At 64.7% G+C, this 20,903-nt stretch carries 25 protein-coding genes; 8 read left to right on the plus strand and 17 right to left on the minus strand.

What is annotated here, in order from left to right:
- Window positions 1-68 precede the first annotated feature (68 nt).
- Window positions 69-1,955, plus strand: a complete 1,887-nt coding sequence (locus CHB88_RS09555; RefSeq protein WP_089399082.1) for an ATP-binding cassette domain-containing protein — start codon at window positions 69-71, stop codon at window positions 1,953-1,955.
- Here CHB88_RS09555 and CHB88_RS25845 read toward each other — a convergent pair.
- Together CHB88_RS25845 and CHB88_RS24375 are read right to left on the minus strand one after the other, a co-directional pair.
- Window positions 1,952-2,080 carry a hypothetical protein gene (locus CHB88_RS25845; protein ID WP_281255005.1) on the minus strand — a complete coding sequence of 43 codons (129 nt, stop codon included), beginning with the start codon at window positions 2,078-2,080 and terminating at the stop codon, window positions 1,952-1,954. The two genes, CHB88_RS09555 and CHB88_RS25845, sit on opposite strands and share 4 nt — an antisense overlap.
- 20 nt (window positions 2,081-2,100) lie before the next feature.
- Window positions 2,101-2,280, minus strand: a complete 180-nt coding sequence (locus tag CHB88_RS24375; RefSeq protein ID WP_143131197.1) for a hypothetical protein — start codon at window positions 2,278-2,280, stop codon at window positions 2,101-2,103.
- A 93-nt stretch (window positions 2,281-2,373) separates the two neighbouring features.
- Between CHB88_RS24375 and CHB88_RS09560 the strand changes: the two genes are divergently transcribed.
- The gene (locus CHB88_RS09560; RefSeq protein WP_143131198.1) at window positions 2,374-2,892 is read left to right on the plus strand and encodes a hypothetical protein; all 519 of its coding nucleotides are present in this window, start codon (window positions 2,374-2,376) and stop codon (window positions 2,890-2,892) included.
- Between the two features lie 188 nt (window positions 2,893-3,080).
- On the opposite strand, the gene CHB88_RS09565 is transcribed toward CHB88_RS09560, so the two are convergent.
- Entirely contained in the window at window positions 3,081-3,284 is a 204-nt protein-coding gene (locus tag CHB88_RS09565; protein WP_089399084.1) for a cold-shock protein, read from the minus strand.
- Between the two features lie 213 nt (window positions 3,285-3,497).
- Window positions 3,498-3,677, minus strand: coding sequence for a hypothetical protein (locus tag CHB88_RS09570; protein WP_143131199.1), 180 nt, complete (start codon window positions 3,675-3,677; stop codon window positions 3,498-3,500).
- Window positions 3,678-3,882: 205 nt separating this feature from the next.
- Between CHB88_RS09570 and CHB88_RS09575 the strand changes: the two genes are divergently transcribed.
- Both CHB88_RS09575 and CHB88_RS09580 read left to right on the plus strand, forming a co-directional pair.
- The gene (locus tag CHB88_RS09575) at window positions 3,883-4,338 is read left to right on the plus strand and encodes a methyltransferase family protein (protein ID WP_089399086.1); all 456 of its coding nucleotides are present in this window, start codon (window positions 3,883-3,885) and stop codon (window positions 4,336-4,338) included.
- Window positions 4,339-4,559: 221 nt separating this feature from the next.
- On the plus strand, window positions 4,560-4,817 hold the full coding sequence (locus tag CHB88_RS09580) for a hypothetical protein (RefSeq protein WP_089399087.1): 258 nt from the start codon (window positions 4,560-4,562) through the stop codon (window positions 4,815-4,817).
- A gap of 29 nt (window positions 4,818-4,846) precedes the next feature.
- On the opposite strand, the gene CHB88_RS09585 is transcribed toward CHB88_RS09580, so the two are convergent.
- Window positions 4,847-5,092 (minus strand): hypothetical protein, encoded by a 246-nt coding sequence (locus CHB88_RS09585; protein WP_143131200.1) that lies wholly within the window; start codon window positions 5,090-5,092, stop codon window positions 4,847-4,849.
- A 438-nt stretch (window positions 5,093-5,530) separates the two neighbouring features.
- Here CHB88_RS09585 and CHB88_RS09590 point away from each other — a divergent pair, with 438 nt between their 5' ends.
- A complete protein-coding gene (locus tag CHB88_RS09590; protein ID WP_089399089.1) occupies window positions 5,531-5,830 on the plus strand; it encodes a hypothetical protein in 300 nt (99 codons plus the stop codon).
- Window positions 5,831-5,870: 40 nt separating this feature from the next.
- Here the strand turns inward: CHB88_RS09590 and CHB88_RS09595 are convergent, their stop codons facing one another.
- The 3 genes from CHB88_RS09595 to CHB88_RS09605 all read right to left on the minus strand — a co-directional run bounded on the left by CHB88_RS09595 (window position 5,871) and on the right by CHB88_RS09605 (window position 9,425).
- Window positions 5,871-6,950, minus strand: a complete 1,080-nt coding sequence (locus CHB88_RS09595; RefSeq protein WP_176442393.1) for a hypothetical protein — start codon at window positions 6,948-6,950, stop codon at window positions 5,871-5,873.
- Window positions 6,951-7,184: 234 nt separating this feature from the next.
- Window positions 7,185-7,721, minus strand: a complete 537-nt coding sequence (locus CHB88_RS09600; protein WP_089399091.1) for a hypothetical protein — start codon at window positions 7,719-7,721, stop codon at window positions 7,185-7,187.
- Window positions 7,722-7,733: 12 nt separating this feature from the next.
- Entirely contained in the window at window positions 7,734-9,425 is a 1,692-nt protein-coding gene (locus CHB88_RS09605; protein ID WP_089399092.1) for a S8 family serine peptidase, read from the minus strand.
- Between the two features lie 428 nt (window positions 9,426-9,853).
- On the opposite strand from CHB88_RS09605, the gene CHB88_RS09610 reads away from it, so the two are divergent.
- On the plus strand, window positions 9,854-10,258 hold the full coding sequence (locus tag CHB88_RS09610) for a nuclear transport factor 2 family protein (RefSeq protein ID WP_089399093.1): 405 nt from the start codon (window positions 9,854-9,856) through the stop codon (window positions 10,256-10,258).
- A gap of 289 nt (window positions 10,259-10,547) precedes the next feature.
- On the opposite strand, the gene CHB88_RS09615 is transcribed toward CHB88_RS09610, so the two are convergent.
- The 3 genes from CHB88_RS09615 to hpaH form a co-directional block, all read right to left on the minus strand.
- Window positions 10,548-11,735: an ABC transporter substrate-binding protein gene (locus tag CHB88_RS09615; RefSeq protein ID WP_089399094.1), complete on the minus strand. Its 1,188-nt coding sequence runs from the start codon at window positions 11,733-11,735 to the stop codon at window positions 10,548-10,550.
- Between the two features lie 123 nt (window positions 11,736-11,858).
- The gene (locus CHB88_RS09620) at window positions 11,859-12,620 is read right to left on the minus strand and encodes an aldolase/citrate lyase family protein (protein ID WP_089399095.1); all 762 of its coding nucleotides are present in this window, start codon (window positions 12,618-12,620) and stop codon (window positions 11,859-11,861) included.
- A 29-nt stretch (window positions 12,621-12,649) separates the two neighbouring features.
- Window positions 12,650-13,432, minus strand: a complete 783-nt coding sequence (gene hpaH / locus CHB88_RS09625) for a 2-oxo-hept-4-ene-1,7-dioate hydratase (RefSeq protein WP_089399096.1) — start codon at window positions 13,430-13,432, stop codon at window positions 12,650-12,652.
- Window positions 13,433-13,778: 346 nt separating this feature from the next.
- On the opposite strand from hpaH, the gene CHB88_RS09630 reads away from it, so the two are divergent.
- Entirely contained in the window at window positions 13,779-14,324 is a 546-nt protein-coding gene (locus tag CHB88_RS09630; RefSeq protein WP_089399097.1) for a MarR family winged helix-turn-helix transcriptional regulator, read from the plus strand.
- 18 nt (window positions 14,325-14,342) lie between these two features.
- Here the strand turns inward: CHB88_RS09630 and CHB88_RS09635 are convergent, their stop codons facing one another.
- The 5 genes from CHB88_RS09635 to CHB88_RS09655 all read right to left on the minus strand — a co-directional run bounded on the left by CHB88_RS09635 (window position 14,343) and on the right by CHB88_RS09655 (window position 19,265).
- A complete protein-coding gene (locus tag CHB88_RS09635) occupies window positions 14,343-15,290 on the minus strand; it encodes a dioxygenase family protein (protein WP_089399098.1) in 948 nt (315 codons plus the stop codon).
- 38 nt (window positions 15,291-15,328) lie between these two features.
- Window positions 15,329-16,396, minus strand: a complete 1,068-nt coding sequence (locus tag CHB88_RS09640; RefSeq protein ID WP_089399099.1) for an amidohydrolase family protein — start codon at window positions 16,394-16,396, stop codon at window positions 15,329-15,331.
- 35 nt (window positions 16,397-16,431) lie between these two features.
- On the minus strand, window positions 16,432-17,448 hold the full coding sequence (locus CHB88_RS09645; RefSeq protein ID WP_089399100.1) for a Bug family tripartite tricarboxylate transporter substrate binding protein: 1,017 nt from the start codon (window positions 17,446-17,448) through the stop codon (window positions 16,432-16,434).
- An 87-nt stretch (window positions 17,449-17,535) separates the two neighbouring features.
- Window positions 17,536-18,582 carry an aromatic ring-hydroxylating dioxygenase subunit alpha gene (locus CHB88_RS09650; RefSeq protein WP_089399101.1) on the minus strand — a complete coding sequence of 349 codons (1,047 nt, stop codon included), beginning with the start codon at window positions 18,580-18,582 and terminating at the stop codon, window positions 17,536-17,538.
- A 167-nt stretch (window positions 18,583-18,749) separates the two neighbouring features.
- Window positions 18,750-19,265, minus strand: coding sequence for a DNA alkylation repair protein (locus CHB88_RS09655; protein ID WP_089399102.1), 516 nt, complete (start codon window positions 19,263-19,265; stop codon window positions 18,750-18,752).
- A 111-nt stretch (window positions 19,266-19,376) separates the two neighbouring features.
- On the opposite strand from CHB88_RS09655, the gene CHB88_RS09660 reads away from it, so the two are divergent.
- Entirely contained in the window at window positions 19,377-20,243 is an 867-nt protein-coding gene (locus tag CHB88_RS09660) for an alpha/beta fold hydrolase (RefSeq protein ID WP_089399103.1), read from the plus strand.
- 62 nt (window positions 20,244-20,305) lie between these two features.
- On the opposite strand, the gene CHB88_RS09665 is transcribed toward CHB88_RS09660, so the two are convergent.
- On the minus strand, window positions 20,306-20,806 hold the full coding sequence (locus CHB88_RS09665; RefSeq protein WP_176442394.1) for a hemerythrin domain-containing protein: 501 nt from the start codon (window positions 20,804-20,806) through the stop codon (window positions 20,306-20,308).
- Window positions 20,807-20,903 lie beyond the last annotated feature (97 nt).

Genomic DNA, 20,903 nt, shown 5'->3' on the forward strand with positions numbered 1-20,903 from the left:
TAAACACGGCTATGGTGGACTTTCCAGGATGTTGGAGTCCGCCTTCCGACGCCGATCCGCCGAACCTCATGCCTGCGCAGTTTTCCTCTACCGCCGTTTCCTCACCACCCCCGGCTGCCCTGCCGTCCGGTGGCCTGTATGTCAACATGTGGCGGCACGCCCATGGCGCGCGCTTCAGGCTGGGCCTGTCCTGGGTGATGCTGATCGGCGCGGCCCTGCTGGAACTGGTGTCGCCCTGGCTCGGTGCCCGCGCGCTGGATGAACTGCAGCAGCATGGCGCGCAGGCGCTGTCGACCGCTGCGTATTACGGCGCGGCGATCATCGCCGCCGCCGTGCTCGCCTGGGCCTTGCATGGTCCGGGCCGGGTCGGCGAACGCACCGTTGCGCTCCACGTGCGCCGCAACTTCACCGACGCGCTGTATGCCAAGCTGATGCGGCTGCCGCTCGCCTGGCATGACCGGCACCATTCCGGCGAGGTGCAGCAGCGCATCAGCCAGGCATCGCTTGCCCTGCACAGCTTCACCCAAAACCAGTTCCACTACATCAAGGCGGTGGTGCACTTCATCGGCGCCGCCGGGGCGCTGATGCTGTTCTCCCCGTCGCTGGGCTTGATCGCGCTGGCCGGCTATGCGCTGATCGGCTTCATGATGACGCGCTTCGACATCGCCCTGATGCGCCTGGCCTCGGAAGAGAACGCGGCCGAGCGCCGGTTCCAGTCCAAGCTGCTCGACTTCCTCGGCAATGTCGGCACCATCATGACGCTGCGCCTGCATGACAGCACCCGGCAAAAAAGCGGCGAACGCCTCGAGGAAGTCTTCGTGCCGGCAAGGCGCAGCATCACCCTGGTGGAGGCGAAGTGGTGCATCGCCGATCTCGCCAGCATTGCGCTGACCTGGGGGCTGGTGGCGGCCGCGGTCTGGCTCAGCCGGATCGACGGCGCGATTCTCATCGGCGGCGTGTTCATGGTGCACCAGTATGCGCAGCAGGCGCGGAGCGTGGTGCTGGCCCTGGCCGACAAGTTCCAGACGGTGGCGCGGTCCAGAACCGACCTCGCCAGCGCCGACGCGATCTGGCGCGCGGCAGACCGGCCACCCTGCGGCGCCGCCCTTCCCTCGCGCTGGCAGCGCATCCGGATCACCGGCCTGTGCTACGAGCATCCCGCCCGCTCGACGGGGAGCGCCGATGCGGTGCCGACATCCGCTGCCTCCGCTTCGGCCGGCCTGAGGCATGTCAGCCTCGCTTTGCGGCGCGGCGACCGGGTGGCGCTGGTAGGACCGAGCGGCGCCGGCAAGAGCACCCTGATGCGGGTGCTGGCCGGGCTGTATGATCCGCGCCATGCGGTCATCGAGGTGGATGGCGAGGTCTTCCCGGACACCCGGCATCTGGGCAGTCTTGCCAGCCTTGTTCCGCAGGAGGCAGATGTATTCGAAGGCACGATACGCGAGAACGCATCGCTCTCCGGCGAGCATGCGGACGGCGACATCGCCGGCGCGCTGCATGCCAGCGCCTTCGATGCGGTCATGGCCGACATGGGCCTGGACCTGGATACGCAGCTGGGAGAACGCGGTTGCAATCTGTCGGGCGGCCAGCGGCAGCGCCTTTGCCTGGCGCGCGGCCTGCTGTCGGCAAGCGGCGCCTCCATCCTGTTCCTGGATGAACCCACCAGCGCGCTCGATCCCGTCACCGAGGAGAACGTGCTCGTGCGCATCGGCGCCGCCTTCCCAGAAGCCTGCATCGTCTCATCGGTGCACCGCATGAACCTTCTGCGCCATTTCAACACCATCGTGCTGATGGCAAACGGGGAAGTCCAGGACGCCGGAACGGTGGAGGAATTGGCGGCCCGGCAGCCGGCATTCCGGGAGATGATGCGGCGCCACGGCGATTTTCCCCGCCCGCCGGCGCATGGCTTGGGCAGCGGCGTCGAAGCGTCGGATGGTGAATTCAGCGCGGCTTAATCGTGCGGGTCCTGGCTGATCCGCGTCATCTGGTAGGCATCGCGCACGCAGACGATGAAGAAGAACAGGATGAGCGTCGGGAAGATCCAGTCGTCGGCCAAGTCGAGCAGCGTCATGAATTGCATGGGGTCCCCTTGTTTTTGCTTCATGTTCCTGCAATGTAGCCGCGCTTGATGGCATTTCCTTGATGGTCGGCAAGCGCAGCGGCGGAAGGGCTTGCGCTGATCGGTGCGGTATGCTGAATCCGGGCGTTGTCGCCGTTTCGGCGCGGCCGGGAGGGGTGCTCGAGTAATGCCGGCATGGCGCGGGCCGCCATCAGCGCCAAGCAGACTCCGCCCAAGCGAGGCACTCGCCAGGCGAGATCTTGCTTTGGTGAATATCTGTTATGCGATCAATAAAGCAGACTGCGTCCGCTTGTTTGGATACCATCACCCCGTCTCCTCCAATTCTCGATTGGATTTGCCCGCGCCGCATCGGCATGCGGGCTTTTTTCGTTAGCGATGCGCGCCGCCAAAGCGCATTCCCTCCCATGATGAAAGCGTTAAACCTTGAAGGAGCTCAGATGACGGCAGCCGTCGCCGACAAGATCGATATCGCGCGGATTTTGATCGAACGCATGGATGGCTTCTTTGCCCGGGCGCGCGTTTCGACGATCGCCGCGGCCAATTCGGTGCTGGAAGCCTGGGCGCCCGAGGCGCCGGAAGAAGGCGAAGCACGCTGCGACGTTCGCATCGTGTTCGAAGATGGCCTGCAGTGCCGCAGCAGCATCGGCCTGACCCGCTCGCACAAGCGGATTTCGCTGTCGCGCTATATCCGGCAGCAGATTCGGGCGGCCGAGCAGCGTGGCGGCAAGCCGACGCACGACGCCATCACCATTACCAGCGCCAAGCGCAGCCAGCCTTCGCCGATGGCGCTACTGGACCAGTACGACATCTAGGCGACCGCAGCCGCGATTCCGGCCGCTTGGCCGGCGGCACGGATGGAAAGAACGCGCAGACCGCCCGCATGCATGCATGCGCGCGGTCTGCGCTTCTGCTTGAGGCGGCTTTCGCGCACGCGAGGGCGTACGCATCCCTGTCGTCCCTCCTTTCCGGACAGACGCCTATCCGGAGACCGGAACCAGCCTTACTGGGGAAGGATGTTGGTGGCCTGCTTGCCCTTCGGGCCGGTGGTCACTTCGAAAGTGACGCGCTGGCCTTCCTTGAGGGATTTGAAGCCCTTGCCCTGAATCGCCGAAAAATGAGCGAACAAGTCTTCGCCGCCTTCATCGGGCGTAATGAAGCCGAAACCTTTTGCGTCGTTGAACCACTTGACGATACCGGATGCCATTGCGTGTCTCTCCAATTTAATTAAGAAGTATGAACCTGAAGAGAACTCCATTCGTAATGGTGACCACCTCCAAGTCGGCTTAACTGGCAGCGCGGTTATCGCTGAAAGTTAAGCAAGTAAAAATTAATGGTACTGGCTTGGCTAGGCAAGAGCTTTAATTTTTATCAGAAAGCATTGTTGCGAATATGCAACGAGCAGGGTGGCTGTCGCCAGTCAGACATCGCTCCAGTCCCAGAGGTAGGCGGCCAGGGGAAGCAGCGGCCACGCCCAGGTGGGCAGCGACCCGAGCACCAACACCAGCAAACCGACGCCGAATCCCGCCTTGAGCGCGCCTTTAATGAGGCTGCCGCCAGGTTGTTTCGAATTGGCCAGGGGAAGAAACGGGATTCTCATGGTGCGTAAGGCGTGTGCCGCAGATGTCAACTCACAGGTTTCTGGTGCCAGCATAGGGGAAGCGGAAGCGCTTGCCTAGTGGCTTGACGGCTCCAGTAACTCAGGCGTTGTGAGAGCGCCGGCTTAACAGTTCTCGCCATTTCGCTACACTGATTGCGTAGCGGATTACCCGCACACGGATTACGCACAGAGAAAGGCAGCTGGCATGTCGGGAAAACGCGGTGAGGCGTGGGTCGCGGTGCAGATGCTTCTGCTCGCCATCTATCTGTTCTGCCCCCGCCTCTGGCCGGACTGGCCAGGCGGCACCATCTTCCGGATTGCCGGCGGGCTCATCGCAATCGGCGGCGCGGTGATCTTCCTGTGGAGCGTGATCCGGCTCGGGAAGACATTCACGCCGTTTCCGCGCCCGCTTCCGGAAGGCGAACTGGTGACGACCGGCCCCTACCGCTTCGTGCGCCATCCCATCTATGCGGGCGTCCTGCTATGCACCTTCGGTTATGCACTGGCCTCGGAAAATTGGCTGCGCCTGGCGTGTTCGGCGTTGCTGCTGATTTTCTTCGATTTCAAGGCCCGCGCCGAGGAGCGATGGCTGGAGCGCCAGTACAGCGGCTATGCGGCGTACAGGGAAAAGACCCGCAAGCTGCTGCCCTGGGTTTATTGAATCGACAAGGACCGTTTTTCAAACCGTTCGGCGACGACGACGCACGGCGGTGACGGCTGTTGCATGAGCTTCTGCGCTCGCTTGATTGGCAGCGTTGCGGCCGGCACCTTGTGCTAGCATTGATTTCACTCAATCCTTGCAGCGAGCGCTTGATCTTCCTTCCGCAGCATGCCCGAGCAGGCGCCCGGCAAGCGTTCCCCCGATTCAGCCACGACTTCAGCATGACCGCCCTTCTGCGACTCAATTTTTTCCTCGAATCCGCCTTGTGGCTGGTGATTTTCCTCCTCGGCGTGCCGGCCCTGGCGATGTGCGCCGACGCGATGCTTTGGCCTGAGCCCATCCAGCTGGCACCGGCGGCAGGCGTGGGCCTGCTGCTGCCGGTGATGGGATTTGCGCTGATGCACGCGCTGTCGCGCCTCAAGCTGGCGTTGGCCGATGCGCAAGCGCTTCGAAGCAAAGCGGTCGGCAAGCGCGGCTGAGCCGGCCGCTGACCAACGAAGGTTGACGGCTAATCAAGACGGCTCGCCTTCTCGATCGCAGCAATATAAATCTTCAGCATGTCGGATTGCTGCTCGATGTATCTCAGCGTCTCGAGCGTCACGGCCAGCAAGCGCTCATGGCGTTGCGCCGAACGCCCTGTCGCACGCGCTTCCTCGATGGCCGAAACCTGTTCCAGTATGTTCATGGAAAGCGAGTCGATCAGCGTTTCCAGATGTTTCAATCTGGCTTGACTATCGGCATTTATCGCAATCACCTGTCCTCCTTCACGCCCGGCGGTATCGCAAACGGTTGACGTTCATCGTAAAGATCCTTAACTCGAATGGTGGGATGCCCAACACGCTGTCACCCGAGTCGCCGCCGGCCAGCGCCGTCAGCACTCCCGCATCGGCCGGTGCTCGCGCAATCGGCGTGCTGGCAGAAGTATCGTAAAACGTGCATCGAAGGGCCAAAAGCCATAAGCGTGGGAAGGAATTCGACTCTCCGGCAAGGGAAGGCATCGTCGACAACTCGTCTGTCGTGAAGGCGCCGGCAGGTATGCCATGTCCGTGGGATGTTTGAAGGCTGGTCGGCTATGTATATTGGCGCTTCGAACGAAACCTATACGCGCACCAGTGCCACCGATCGGCCAAGGCGACCCGTCCACGAAGCAGGCTGATCGGCGACTGCGGCGCTCATCATTGTCGGGGAAAGCATGAAATCGGAAGGCGACGCATCGCTTGCCATGGAGCTTGCCAAGCTCAGCTGCTTGAGAGATTTTCTGAAGGACATCCACTCCTGCTACGCCGTGGGCAGAATCAGCCTGACCGTCGGCAAGGAAGGCCGGGAGTGCGCCTCCTTCGTGCTGACCAGCATGGACCGGCCGGTCGCCATTTTCCAGTCGGTCGACGCAGCGCTTGCGCATATCGGCGACCCGCTCATCCAGCGCGCCTTCAGCCGCTACCTCGACGATGCGGAGCGGCCGCATGCCGGCCAGCTGGTGCTAGGCATGTGATCAAGGCCGGAATGTGATCAAGGCCGGATCCAGGCCCGGCCTACTTCGGCGGGGTGAGGAGAAAGGCCCGGCGCATGCCGTCCCGGTTGATGCCGTAGCCGATGACCTGGCCCGCATTGTTGATCGCGGTGGCGGACAGCCGGCTCCATCCGGCCTGCTTCACTTCCGCCAGGCCATTCAGGTCGATCAGCTTGCCATCTCTGTACAGGAAGGCGCTGTCGCCTTCGCCGCTGCGGTAGGCGCCGATCAGTCCGCCGCCATCGTTGATGCCGTTCAGGCTGGCGATGTCGGCCCCCAGCCTGGCGGCGGCGTCGGCAATCGCGCCCTGGCTGTACAGGTAGGGCCGCGGCGGGCTGCTGCTGTAGCCGACCACCTCACCCTTGTTGTTCATGGCCAGCGGCACCGTGGAAAACGGCGCCGCCGGGCCGGGCAGGAGACCGATGTCGGTCACCGCGCCCTTGTTCCAGATCAGGGTCTTTTGATTGCGGGAGAATTGGGTGCCGACCACCTGTCCGGCGTTGTTCATCGCCACCGCCTGGTAGAAGGTATTGCCGAGGTCGATGGTCTCATTCTGACGGATGATGAGCACGCAGCCGGGGATGGAGGTGCAGCGTCGTTCCGGATCGTCGTTCGGGCGCTTCACATATTCGATGAGCAGGTCGCCGTCATCATTGATGCCGCGCGCGACACTGAGCGCTACCGGAAACGGCAGCGCGACCGGCTCCATGTTCCGCTCCTTCAGGATGAAGGCCTGGCGCGCTCCATCCGTGCCGGCGCTGTTGCCGAAGATGTGGCCCGCGCGGTTCACGCCTGTGGCGGCGCTGTAGCTGCCGCCGAGCGTGCCGAGGTCGGTGGTCCTGCCGTTCTTGTACAGGAAGGCGTGGGTGACGCCGCCCGGCAACTGGACCGAACCGACGACGTCGCCGGCATCGTTGAACGCTGCCAGGGCGAGCTCGGCCCCGTTCAGCGTGCCCAGGTCGGTGATTTGCCAGCCGGCAGGCGTTCGCGCCGGCTGCACCGCCGCTTGGCTGGCCGCTGCGCTGTCACCGCTTCCGCCGCAGGACGGCAGCAGCGGCAAGGCCAGCGCCGCGACGATGCCCCATCCCATGCGTGCGGCCATGCCATGATGACTGCGCCCCCTGCCCTTCATGGTGTGCCCTTGTCTCTACCGGCAATGGCATGGCTCGAGGCTGCCGCAGCCCCGCGCCCGCCATGCGCCGTCATCCGGCTCCCTGTTTATGCTCTTCTTGTGGTTCAACTGTAAAACAGGGCTATCGGACGCCGGATGAGATTTGTCAAATCCATCGAGCCCGTGACTTTTCCGCCACCCGGCGGCATGGAACCGCCGCGGAAATCAGCGCTGCCGGACCGGCATCCACCATTCCGGCTCGGAGAACACCACGGTGCCGGATTGCTGCAGGCGGTTGGCGAGATCGAGGGCCGCCAAACCCGGCGGCGCGCCGACGATGAGGATGTTCTTGCCGAAGGCGAGCCGGCGCACTTCGGTCAGGCGGTTCTGCGCCAGCCAGGCATTGACGTCGGCGTCGCTCCACTTCGGGTCGAGCTGCACGACGACATTGCCCGGCAGCGCCCGCATCGGGCCATCCGGGCTGTCGCGCAGCACCGGGGATACCCGCCCTTCCGATTTGGCGCGGGTGACGGCCTGGTCTTCCTTCTTCCAGATGCGCACGCCGTCGTACTTGGCGTACGGCCTGGACACGCTTTCTTCGCGGTCCCCGAATTCGGCCACCACCTCCGGGTCCACCCAGGCCTTCTTCGGCACACCATTCTCGTACCAAACATAGGCGTTGTTGCCGTTCTTCTCCTGGGCGAAGGCGGTGCATCCGGCGAGCAGGCCGGCGATCACCGCGGTCAGCACATGCTTGATCATGGACTTTCCCTTTCAATGACCGTAAATCGTGAGCTGCCACGACTGGAAGGTGCCGACATCGCCGGTGGCCTTGTCCCGGACTTCGAGGCGCCAGACGCCGTCGGCCGGCTCGTCGAGGTGGCGCGCAATGCCGAAGCGCCAGTTGTCGTAGGGCGCGCAGGAGCGGGCCTGGGTCGGATATTCGGTGAAGCAGACATGGGTTTCCGCCAGGATGCTCTGGGTGCCGCTCGGTGCCGTCAGCACGATTTCGAGATCGGCGGAATACGGATGGTCGCCGGCGCTGACGCTGACATCCACCCACTCGATGCTGCGGATGCCGCTGCCGGCCACCGGAATGTCGCTGACGATGCCGGCGGTATTGTTGTCCGGGATGGGTCGGTTCACTGGCTGCGTCACGCTCACCGGAGGCAGTTGCGGCGGCAGGCTGGTCCAGCCGCGCGCCGCCGTGACGGCGGCAGCGGCATTCACGACGCCGAAGCCGTAGGCATCGTTGATGGCATGGCCGGCCGCGTTCTTTTTCCAGCCGGCGTTGGCGGGATCGTTCTGGCGGGCGGTATTGGCCAGGATGGCCCGCACGTCGCGCCAGCTCAGCGCGGGGTTGGCCTGCAGCATCAGCGCCACCACGCCGGAGACCACCGGCGCGGCGGCCGAGGTGCCGTTCATGCATTGGGTGAAGTCGCCGTCCGCCAGGTCGTTCGCCGCGCCGCCGGCATTCTCGCCGCGGTCGCCGCTCAGGTCTGTGGTGACGATGGTCAGGTCGCGCGAACAGAACCGGCCCGCCGGCGCGCTGACCCACATGTTGGCGCCGCGCTCCGAATAGGAGACCCGCTTGCCCTGCGCATCCACCGCGCCGACCGCGATCACGCCGCGGTAGCTGGCCTTGCCGTCGTAGGTGGAGAGGTCCACCGTTTCCCCGCCGTTGCCGTTGGCCCAGACATAGATCGTGCCGCGGCCGCCGCGGCCGGTGGCGAGGCCCTCGTTCACCGCCGTCTGCCACAGCGTCGGCGCGCCGACCGCCTGCCCGGTGTCGTCCAGCGGGCCGTAGCTGTTGTTGGAAACGGCAATCGCCGGCGCCTGGTAGGCCATGGCTTCGGCGGCATCGGCGGCGGAAGCGCCCACCCCGGCCAGCCGGTAGGCCACCAGCGAGGCCCGCGGGGCCACGCCGAGCCCGCCTATGCCATTGGCGTCGCGCGCCGCGATGATGCCGGCCACCATGGTCCCGTGCGCCAGGCTCGGTTCGCTGCCGCTGCCGCGCGGCGGTGTCGGGTCGCCGTTGACCGGTGCCGCACCGCGTGCATAGACGCGGTGGTTCAGCGTGGTGGACATGTTGGCCTGCAAGTCCTTGTGGGCAATCTCCAGCCCGCTGTCCACCACGGCGATGGCAATGCCCTCGCCGCGGCAGGTCGCCGCATCGGCGCATGCGGCCCAGACCGGCTCGACATTGATGTCCTCGCCGGCGGTGGCGACATAATTGTTCGCCCCGCGCTGGCCGGTGTTCTTCAAATACCATTGCAGGGGAAACAGGGGATCGGGTCCGGCATCACCGGGCGCGCGCACCACCGGCCCGGCCGTGCCAGCGACGCTGGAGGAGACCGCCCGTGACGAGGTGCTGGTATCGCCGCTGCCGCCACCGCCGCCACCGCACGAAGCCAGCAACAGAATCCATGGAATCCATGCGGCGCGAGGGACGCGGCGTATCGTCATGTTCTTCCTCCTTGGTTTGAATTCGGCCGGACATCGCCGGCGAGCGCCGGCGGCGGACAATGAAAAAATCCTAGGCGCTGCAGGCGGCGCTAACAGAAGATTCGGCCCCGGCTTTGATCTGGCTAAACGATGTTGATTCCTGGACTGCAGAATGGATCAAGGCTTTTTATGGTTCGAGCGGGCGGGCGCCTGTCATGGATAAACCGGTCTGAGCTTGGGCAGAAAGGCGCGGCGGCGGCAATCCGCTCGTGCCCCGGTGCGACGGCGCGCTTGCCCGACTCAGCGGTTGCTGCAGGAAGGCGGAAACGAGGAGGCTGACGGAACGGGAAGCCGAACCGGCAGCCGGGGAATGTATTGATCCGCATCAAGTATGTCGACGCCGCCCCTGGGGATAATGCCTGGGAGACAAAGAGGGATGAAGGCAGGCAATGTACGCTTACGAGATGTGCAGGAAGTACCAGGAGGCGCTCAATCTCAGGGATTTGCCGGCCATCGCCGCATTGTTCAAGCCGGATGCCCTCATCAAGGCGCCGCTCTCCGGCACCATGGGCGTCATCCCGTTTCACGAACGGCTGTTCGCCCATGGCCGCTACGCCATCGCTAGGCTGGAAAACGTCTTCGACGGGATGACGAAGACCCGCTCCATCGCCCTCCAGTTCACCTATACCTGGGTTTTGAGCGGCGGCCACACCATCGTACTGGATGGAATGACGATCTTCGAGATCGACGACGCCGAGCGCAAGTTTCAGAAGGTGACCTTCATTTACGATCCCACCGAATTGGTGGCGCATATCCGGCGCGAAGGCATGGCAGAGGCGCTGGTGCTCGGCTAGAGCGCGTCACGGGTTCAAACACGGGTTTCGTTCGAGCGCAAAGGGGCTCCGCGCCAGCATCCGACCCCTTGCCGGGGCGGCGAAAGCCTTTTTTGAGGTCATGACCCGCTTCAATCCTGCTTCAATCCTTTATCGCGGCAAGGGTCGCAGACATACCGTATTTCTACGGCATTGCTATTTTGCTGCGATGCAGTAAAGTGGAACTGTCTCCTCCGATCTCCTGATGGATCGGCCCTGGACCCGCAGATCCTCCAATGCCCTGCGGGTCCTTTTTTTTACCGAACCATCCTTATACGCCCGGGTCCCGCACCTGTTCGATCTTGTCGATCTCGACGTTGTAGACCTGGCCGTTCACCATGCGCGCCTCGCGGATGTAGATGTCCTGGATGATGTCGCGGGTGTTCGGATCGATCGTCACCGGGCCGCGTATGCTGGTCCACGACATGCCCTTCATCGCCGCCAGCAGCTTGTCGCCGTCGGCATCGCCATTGGTCTTCTTCAGCGCTTCGTACAGCAGATGCATGCCGTCATAGCCGCCGGCCGACATGAAGTTCGGTCGCATGTCGGGATTGGCCTTGGCGAAGGCTTCTACATAAGCCTTGTTCTCGGGGGAGGAATGGGCGGCGGAATAATGATGGGAACTGATCACGCCGACGGCGGCCTGCCCCATGGCCGGCAGCAGTTCGTCATCCATCACGTCGCCGGTGCCGATCATCTTGATGCCGGCGGCTGCCAGTCCGCGCTCGTTGTACTGCTTCATCAGCGCGGCGCCCTCGCCGGAAGGCACGAACACGAACACCGCTTCCGGCTTGGCATCCTTCACCCGCTGCAGGAACGGGGAGTAGTCCGGATTGCGCACCGGAACCCGCAGGTTCTCGACGATCTTGCCGCCCGCCTCGGTGAAGAACTTGGTGAAAGTCTTCTCGGCGTCGATGCCCGGCCCGAAATCCGCCACCAGCGTGACCACCGACCGGATCTTGTTGCGGGCCGCCCAAGTCGCCATCGGCGCGGTCGCCTGCGGCAGGGTGAAGGCAGTGCGCACGATGTAGGGCGAGCGCTGCGGGATGACCGAGGTGCCGGCGGCCATCACGATCATCGGCGTCTTGGCCTGGGTCGCCACCGGCGCGGCGGCGAAGGCGAGCGGCGTGAGGCCGAAGCCGGCCAGCACCTGCACCTTGTCGCGCGAAACCAGCTCCTGGGCCTGGCGCTTGGTGATCTCGGGGTTCACCCCGCCGTCGTCCTTCAGGATGACTTCCACCTTGCGGCCGGCCACCGTGTCGCCCTGCAGCTGCTGGTACAGCTTGACCGCCGCCCAGATTTCCTTGCCGGTGGAAGCGAAGGGACCCGACATCGGCACGATGAGGCCAACCTTGATCGGGTCGGCCGCCAGGGCGATCCTTGGCAGCCCGGCGGTTGCGGCCAGGGCCGCGCCGCCGAGAATGAGGTTGCGTCGCTGAGCATTTACCGTTTTTTCCATGCGTGTCTCCTGTTATAGGTTGATGGCGCGTAAGTCTTGCTGCTTTCGAATCCGCCCCGGCAACTTCCTGCTATCGGGCCGTGGCCTTCCCGTTCGTTTCCTGTTCCACCTCGTTCGTCCTTGCTAATCGAAGCGCTTGCGCAGTTCCATGGATTGCCTGGCGAGAATGCCGGCATCGACGCCGACCGCAGTGAACAAGGTGCCGAGTTCAATGCAGCGCTTGGCGAAGGCTTCATCGCCGGTGAGGATGCCGGCCGGCTTGCCGCATTTGGTAATGCGCGCGATCGCTTCTTCCACCTTGGCCTTCACGGCGGGGTTGCCCTGCTCGCCGACGAAGCCCATGTCGGCCGCGAGGTCGCCTGGCCCGATGAAGATGCCATCGACCCCTTCGACTTCGGCGATCTCCTCGATGCGATCCACCGCGGCCACCGTTTCCACCTGCACCAGCAGGCAAAGTTCGCGTTCGCAGGCCTTGGCATAGTCGGGGATGCGGCCGAAGCGGCTGGCGCGGGTCAGCGCTGAAACGCCGCGCATGCCGCCCGGCGCATAGCGCACGCTGCGCACCGCCTGGCGCGCCTCGTCGGCGTTCTGCACATAGGGAATCAGCAGCGTCTGCGCGCCGATATCGAGATAGCGCTTGATCACCACCGGGTCGTTCCAGGCGGGACGCACCACCGGCGCCACCGGATATGGGGCGACCGCCTGCAGCTGCGCCAGCACGTTGGCCAGGTCGCTCGGCGAATGCTCGGTATCGATCAGCAGCCAGTCGAAGCCGGAGCCGGCCAGCAGCTCCAGGCCGTAGGGATGGGACAGGGTGCACCACAGGCCGACCTGCTGCCGGCCTTCCTGCAGCGCCTGCTTGAAACCGTTCTTGGGCAATTCCATCGTCGTTTTTCGCTTGCGTATCGGATGCGTCAGGTGAAGGAAACGCCGATCGAGCCGAGCGGCCCGAAGTCGGCATGGATGGTGTCGCCGGCCTGCACCGAGGTCGGCCGGGTGAAGGAGCCGCCAAGAACGATATGCCCCGCCTTGAGGGTAATGTCGTGCCGCGCCAGCTTGTTGGCCAGCCAGACGATGCCCATGGCCGGATGGCCCATGACGGCGGCCGACACGCCCGACTCCTCGATCACGCCGTTCTTCGAAAGCGTGGCGCCGATCCAGCGCAGGTCCACGTCCATCGGCCGCACCACGCGGCCGCCGGTCACCATGGCGGCAGCGGCGGCATTGTCGGCGATGGTGTCGCAGATGGCGCGCGGCACCTCGGTGCGGTAATCGATGATCTCCAGCGCCGGCGTCACGTACGCGGTGGCATCCAGCACGTCGAACAGCGTCACGTTCCTGCCGCCCACGTCCTTGCCGAGCACGAAGGCCAGTTCCACCTCCAGCCGCGGCGCATGGAAGCGCGACGCGGGAATGCTGGCGCCGTCGGCATACAGCATGTCGTCCAGCAGCACGCCGTAATCCGGCTCTGTCATCTTGGAAGCCATCTGCATCGCGCGCGAGGTCAGGCCTATCTTGTGGCCGACGACGCGGGCGCCGTTGCGCACGCGGCTCTCGGCCCACAGCTGCTGAATGGCATAGGCGTCTTCGATCTCCATCGCCGGCCAGGTCTGGCTCACCTGGCGGATCGGCTTGCGGCTTTTCTCGGCTTCGAGCAGGGCATCGGCGGCCTGCTGGCGCTCTTTTTCAGAAATCATGGTTGGTCTCTTCCGGTGTGGTTGAATGGCTGGCGCCAAACGCGATCGGGGCCGCGCCAGGCGCCGTGATGATCAGTGGATCAGAGTGAACGCGTACGGGGCGTACGCGCTTGCGATACGGGCGGTGGGGTCGTGATGGCCGGACATGCTGTCTCCGCGAACCGGCATTGCCGGTGGTTCGATTCTGTTTTTGGTCTGTCGGGTACTCTATCACGGAGATCTCGTTTTTTCCGATACGCTGCTGATAGAATCGATCCAACTTCCCTTCGACCGGCAGGCACGGGACATCGCCAGAAAAACCATCGCAGAAAACGCCTGCCCCGCTACCCCACCGACATCCCCAACCATGCCCAAGACCCGCGATACCGAACATCTCCCATTGGCCGGACTCGAATCCGTGTTCATGGACTTGTACGCGCAGCCCGGCCACCTCTTCCGCCGCGCCCAGCAGATCGCCGTCTCGGTGTTTTACGACGTCGTCGGCGATGCCGTCACGCCCATCCAGTACGCCCTGCTGCGCATGCTGTACGAGCGGCCCGGCATCGACCAGAAAACCCTCGCGGGCCTGGTGGCGCTCGACACCGTCACCACCGCCACCACCGCCGAGCGCCTGGAGGCGAAGAAGCTGATCGTGCGCCATGTCGATCCGGCCAACCGGCGCCAGAAGCAGCTGTACCTGACCGATGAAGGCAAGGCCCTGCTCGCCTCGCTGGTGGAAGGCGTGCGCCGCATGCATGGGGAGCTGTTCAGGGATTTCCAGCCCCAGGAGCGCGATGCGCTGATCAACCTGATGCACAAGTTCGTCGACTCGAACAACGAGCGCAGCCGGGCGCCGCTGCGCACCGCCGGCACCGTCGCCAGGAAACCGGGGCCGCGCCGCAAGGACGAGTGACATCCGGTCTGCCCCGCGTCAGCGCTCGGTCCGCTCCAGGATGGCCAGCGCCGGCCGGTCGCCGGCGGCCTTGCCGGTGATGGGCGGATTCGGCAGCCGGGCTTCGCCGGGCTCGATCACGAAATGGTGCTGCAGCGAGTACCAGCGGCCCTGCACCTGGGGATCGGGCGCCGGCTCGCCATCGTGCAGCACATACTGGCCGACCAGGGCGCGGGTGACGCCGAACTGCACGTCGGTCTCCAGGTTCGGATCGTCGTTCGAATACACCTGCGAGAACTGGGTCTTGTAGCCCGGCTTGTAGATCATGAAATGGATGTGGGCCGGGCGCATGTTGTGGCGTCCCTGGGCGCGCAGCAGGTCGCCCACCGGGCCGGAAATCGGGATCGGATACCCGGCCGGCTTGACGCTGCGGAAGGCGATGTGGCCGCGCGCGTCGGTGGTGAACTTGCCGCGCAGGTTCATGTCCGCCTGCTCCGGGTCCTGGTTCTCGTAGAAGCCTTCGGCCGAGGTATGCCAGACATCCACTTCGGCCCCCGCCACCGGGCGCCCGGCTTGGTCGCGCACCCAGGCATCGACGAAGATCGGCTCGCCGGGCGTGGGCGAGCGCACGATGCTCCCGCCATTCTCGGTGCGCGGCGATTCCATGCGCCAGAACGGTCCCATCAGGTTGGCGGTGGTTTCGGTCTGGCCCCTGTCGCCGTTGTTGAGCAGGCAGACCAGGGCCGACATGCCGAGAGACCCCGCGCAGAGCACGACTTCATTGTGCGACTTGGTGGTCATCTGGCCGAGCCTGGCGATGACGGCGCAGGCCTGCTGGAACTCGACCTCGGTCAGCCGCGCCTCGCGCGCGAAGTCATGCAGGTGGCGCACCGCCGCCGACATGATCTCGCGAAAGCGCGGGTTGTCCGCCCGGCTCAGTTCCTCGAGCACCGCCTGGGTCACTTGCTGCTGGTTTTCGATGATCACGCTTTTCCTCAAATGGGTCGATGGCTCGCGCCGAGCGTTCAGGCCAGCTTGAACACGCGTTCGGCATTGGTCTGGAAGAAGCGCTTCTTGACGTCCGCGCTCATGTCCATGTTGTCGAGTGTAACGACTTCCTCCAGCACATGCTGGTAGGGATAATCCATGGCGTACATCACCCTGTCCACGCCCATGAAGTCCTGCGCGAACTTGATCGCCGGCTCCCACGCCACGCCGCTGTTGGTGACGTAGAAGTTTTCCTTCAGGTATTCGCTCGGCTTGCGCTTGGTCGGCTTCAGGTTGTCGTAGCGGTTGGCCGCCACGGTGACGCGGTGCATGTAGTCCAGGCGGTAAGCCCAGTACGGCAGCGCCTCGCCCATGTGGCCGAGGATGATCTGCACCTTGGGGAAGCGGTCGAGCGCGCCGGAGGTCATGATGCGCAGCGCGCTCAGGCCGGTCTCGACGCCGAAGCCGTACACCGCCCCGTCCAGACCCACTTCCATGAACGGCTCGATCATCTTGGCCGGCGGGCTGCTCGGATGCAGGTAGATCGGCATGTCGTGCGCTTCCGCGGCGGCGAAGATGTCCCAGTACTTCTGGTCGGACAGATACTCGCCCTTGGTATGGGAGTTGACGATGATGCCCTTCATGCCGAGCCGGGTGGCGCCGCGCTCGATCTCCTTCGCCGCCGCCTGAGGGTCCTGCGGCGCGATGGCGGTAAGGCCGGCGAAGCGGGTCGGATGGCGGCGCACCGCCTCCGCCAGATAGTCGTTGGCGTATTGGGCGTAGGACACCGCCGTCGCCGCGTCGAACACTTGCACGCCGGGCGAGGTCAGGGACAAAACCTGCATGTCGATGCCGGCCTCGTCCATGTGGCGCAGGCGCAGTTCGCCCAGGTCCTGGTTGTATTTCATGATGTGCTGAACCCGCGGCGCGGCGCTGCTCAGGTGAAAGCCCCACAGGCTGCGGAAGCCGGGATCGTCGAAGCCGTCGTCGAGCAGCTTGCGGTACATGTCGAACAGATCGGGCGGCGCGAAGGCTTCCTCGGTGGCGATGCGCTTGTAATCCACCTTGGCGGGTCGGGCTGCGGCTGTGGTATCGGCTTGGCTCATTGTCTCTTCTTTCCTTGGTTTGTCCTTGGCTGCTGTCATTCGGCCTGAATCTTCGCTTCCCGCACCACCCTGCCCCATTTCTCGTATTCGGCGACGGCGGTGCGGCGCAATTCCTCCGGCGTGCTCGGGCGCAGGGTGAGGCCCTGCTGCACCATGCCGGCCTTCACTTCCGGGTCTTCCAGCGCTTCGCGGATGGCGGCGTTGTAGAGCGCCACCATGGCCGGCGCCATGCCCTTCGGCCCCCATACGGCGACCCAGGCGTCTTCATCGAAGTTCGGCACGCCCGCTTCCTGCAGCGGCACCACTTTCGGATACAAGGGATCGGGCTGGGCCCGAGTGGCGCCGATGATCTTGAGCTTGCCCTCGATCTGCTGGGGCATGGCAAGCTGCAGCGGCATGATCATCAGCTTCACATGGCCGCCGATGAGATCGGTCATGGCGCCGGCGGTGCCCTTGTAAGGCACATGGCTCATCTTGACGCCGGTGCTGGCGATGATCTTCTCCATCGCCAAATGGTGCAGCGTGCCCATGCCCGGCGAGGCATAGTTGACTTCGCCGGGATGGGCCTTCAGGTAGCCGACCAGTTCCTGCAGGCTGCCGGTGGGCAGCGAGGGATGGGCCACCAGGGCGAAATTGTTGGAGCCGATCATCGCCAGCGGCTGGAAGCTCTGGATGACGTCGAACGGCACCTTCTTGTAGAAATACGGCAGGGTCAAGGTGGTGTTGGTGGTGACCATCACCGTCTGGCCGTCCGGCGGGGCCTTGGCGGTCGCTTCCATGCCGATGATGCCGGAGGCGCCGGGCCGGTTGTCCACCACCACCGGCTGGCCGAGGCGCCTGGCGAGGCGCGGCCCGATGAGTCGCGCCACATTGTCCGGCGTAGTGCCCGGCGTGAAGGGAACCAGCATGCGCACCGGCCCGGCGAGGGTGCCGCCCACATTGGCATTGGCATTGCCATTGGCCTGGGCCAGCACGGCGCCGGGCGCCGCGCATGCGGCCATGGCCAGCAGGAAGCGCCGGCGCGACGCCGGCTTCTGGAAATTGTCGTTCATCCGCGTCTCCTCCAATCGGCGCGCCCTGATGGCGGCCGTTAACCGAAGTGCATCGCCGGTCTGCGCCGGCCCGATGTCCGTCTTGCCTCAGGCGCCGAGCGCCGTTTCCTTCTGCTGCCGCTCGGCGCCGATCATCTGTTCCAGCAGGCGCCGGCCGCGGATCGGCCCGGCATCGACGGCGATCGCCACCACGGCCGGATTGTCGCGCTCGGTCTCGGTCAGCGCCGTCTGCTGCAGTTCCAGCACCACCTTGTCCTCGCCGTGGGTGGCGGTGATGGCCTGGCGGATGTATTCGGTCAGCGCCGGATCCTGCTGGCGGAAGTGGCGGATGAAGGCCCAGAAATAATGGGTGGTGGTTTCGGTCTCGGGCGTCGCCATGTGGAACACCACGCCTTCGATCTTGCCCACGCCGTCCTCGCCGTCGAGCGGCTTGCAGCCCACCTCGATCATGCAGATCGAGGGCGGATGATAATTGACGGTATGCCAGCGGTGGATGGGCTTGGTGAACTTGCCGAGGTATTCGAAGAAAGGCGGCGCCAGCGCGCCGATCACGTCGCGGTGCACGCTCACCACGTTGCAGTTCTGGCTGACGGTGATGGGCGAATTCGCGACCGCGGCATTGCCGATGGTGCGGCCATGCACGAAGGCGACGTGCGACAGGTCGAGCAGGTTGTCGTTGAGCAGGCGGTAATCCGCCTTCAGGTGATGATAGCCCTGGGCCGGGATCCACTCCGGATGATCGAGGCGCCCCATGTCGGGGATCAGCGCCGGGTCGGCCTGGCTGGCGTCGCCCATCCAGATCCATACCAGCCTGTCCTTCTCTACCAGCGGGAAGGAACGCACGCAGGCGCTGGCCGGAATCTTGTCCTGACCCGGGATGCGCACGCACTTGCCGCTCGCATCGAAGGTCATGCCGTGGTAGCCGCAGGTGACGTTGTCGTTCTCGACGAAGCCGAAGGACAGCGGCAGCAGGCGGTGGGCGCAGCGATCCTCCAGCGCCACCACCGAATCATCGGTACGGCGGTACATCACCACCGACTTGCCGAGGAATTTGCGGGCGAGCAGCTTGCCTTGCACTTCATGCGAAAACGCCGCGACATACCAGGCGTTCTTGGGCCATGTCTGGGAATCCACTGCTTGTCTCCTTTATCGAAATTCGTCGTGAGCGCTCTTGCCGGCGCCTTGTCACGATTAGCATGCTAAGCATCAGTGTGCTTAATTTAAGTGGCGCTGGCCCGCTTGTCAACCCGGCCGCGCAATTGTGTGGAAAGTCATGCCGCGCGGAAAGCCGCTCGGGCGGATCATTTGCCGGAAGTCGCTGGCGCCGCCGTGCCGGCGGACAGGTCGCTGCGCCGCCGCGGCACCTTTTCCATGATGAGGGTGATGCGCGGGTCGGTATGCAGGTCGGTGATCACCGCGCCGTAAAGCGCCCGCCCGCCGATGCTCCTCTCCGGGCTGGCCACCTGGAAATCGACCACATAGCTGACGAAGACATCATCCGTTCCCGGATCGGGTCGGATGAATTCGATGTCGGCGAGCCGATAGCTGCGATCCGGCCAGCGCTTCGCGTAGTGCCGGATGTCGCGCACGATTTCCCTGCGCCCCGGCTTGCCCAATCCGTAGTATTGGACGTCCTCGCGGAAGAACGTCGCCTGCTGTTCCGGGGTCTGATCGGGATTGATGAAGGCCTCGAGGAATTGCCGCACGCGGATTTCGGTGTCGACCGGCACCACGGGAAGCTGATCGGCGCCGCTTGCCTGGATGCCGGCACAGGCCAGGCCGGCGAACGCAGCGGCGCGGATGAAACGGGGAAACATGATGGATCCATACGGCAAAGCGGTAATGAAGCTTGGAGGGGCATCCGGTTGGAAATGGTTCCTTTCCATCCGCCGGGAAAGCCGGCGCGTTCCGGTTGACGGGAGAAGGCAATGAGGCCACCGCTCGCGCGCCGGCAATCCATCCGGTCCGGTCGGCTGACGCTGGTGGCAGAGGTTGCCGGCGAAGGCCCTCCGGTGATCCTACTGCACGGCTTCCCGGAAAACGCGCATTCCTGGCGCCACCAGACCGGCCCGATCGCGGCCGCCGGCTTTTCAGCCTGGGCGCTCAACCTGCGTGGCTATCCGCCTTCCGAGGTCTCGTCGCATCAAGCGGATTACCACCTGCGCCGCCTGGCGGACGACGTTGCCGCCGCGGTGGCCGCCACCGGGCATGCACGCGCCGCCATCGTCGGCCACGACTGGGGCGGCATCATCGCCTGGACCTTCGCCGGCCTCTACCCTGCCCTGCTCGACAAGCTGATCATCCTGAACGCGCCCCACCTGCAGGTGTATCGGGAAAAAGTCTGGCGCAGCTCGCAGTTGCTGCGCAGCCTCTACGTCGGCCTGTTCCAGCTGCCGCTGCTGCCGGAGAAACTGCTGGCGGCTGGCGATTTCCGCATCGTGCGGGAAATGTTCCGCCTCATGCCGGCGCGCCGGGGCGCTTTCCAGCGCGCGGACATCGATCGCTACGTGGCCGGCCTGTCCCGGCCCGGCGCGCTCAAGGCGGCTATCGATTACTACCGCGAGAATGTCCGATCCGACGGCATGGCCCTGGCGGCCTCGGCGCGCGTGACGGCGCCAACGGCCATCATCTGGGGCGAGCGCGACCCGGCGCTGGGCAGCTTCCTGATCGACGGCACCGAGCGCTTCGCCCCGCGGCTGACGGTACACCGCATACCGGACGCCGGGCACTGGGTGCAGAACGAGGCGCCGGAGGAAGTGAACCGGTATCTGCTTGCCTTCCTCCGGCGTAACTGACGTGCCGCTGCTCGAGAATCACGGCGCGCATCCTGCCGCGCCGGCGCCATCGTGGCGCTGATTCAGCGCCGCATGCTCTGGTCGCTGGCCTTGGCCTGCATGTGCACCAGGTTCGCTTCGAACGCCTGCATCTGAAGGCCGATTTCCGTCATGTCGAGGTTCGCCTGCTCCAGCTTCGGAAAGAAGTCGTTCTCCTCTTCCTGAATGTGGTGCATCGTCATGTCGATCAACTGCTGAAACATCTGCTCCGCCTGCGGGTCGTCCATCGTCATGCTCTGCAGCGATTGAACCAGATCGTCCGCCTTGTGGTGCTCTTCCTCGAAGTGGCCGATGAGGGAAGGATCGAGCTTGCGCACCGCCGGATAAAACACGGTTTCCTCCAGCTTGGAGTGCATGTCGAGCAGCATCAGGATCTGCGGCGCGGCTTCCTGCTTCACTTCCAGGCTCTGGGAATTACGATAAGTCTCGACCAGCTTGCGGACCATGTTGTGGTCGCGCAGCAGCGCTTCCACCGGACGGTCCACCGGAAATGCGCCGCGGTTTTCATGCATGTTGGCATCCATTGTTTCGCTCCAATCCTGAGGGGTGATCATCTGGCCGCCGTTACGCGCAAGGGGCGAACGGCGGCGACGGGTATGTTCGATGGGCGGCCGGGGCATG

Origin of the sequence: Noviherbaspirillum humi (genome assembly GCF_900188095.1) — a bacterium.
Classification (GTDB): domain Bacteria; phylum Pseudomonadota; class Gammaproteobacteria; order Burkholderiales; family Burkholderiaceae_D; genus Noviherbaspirillum; species Noviherbaspirillum humi.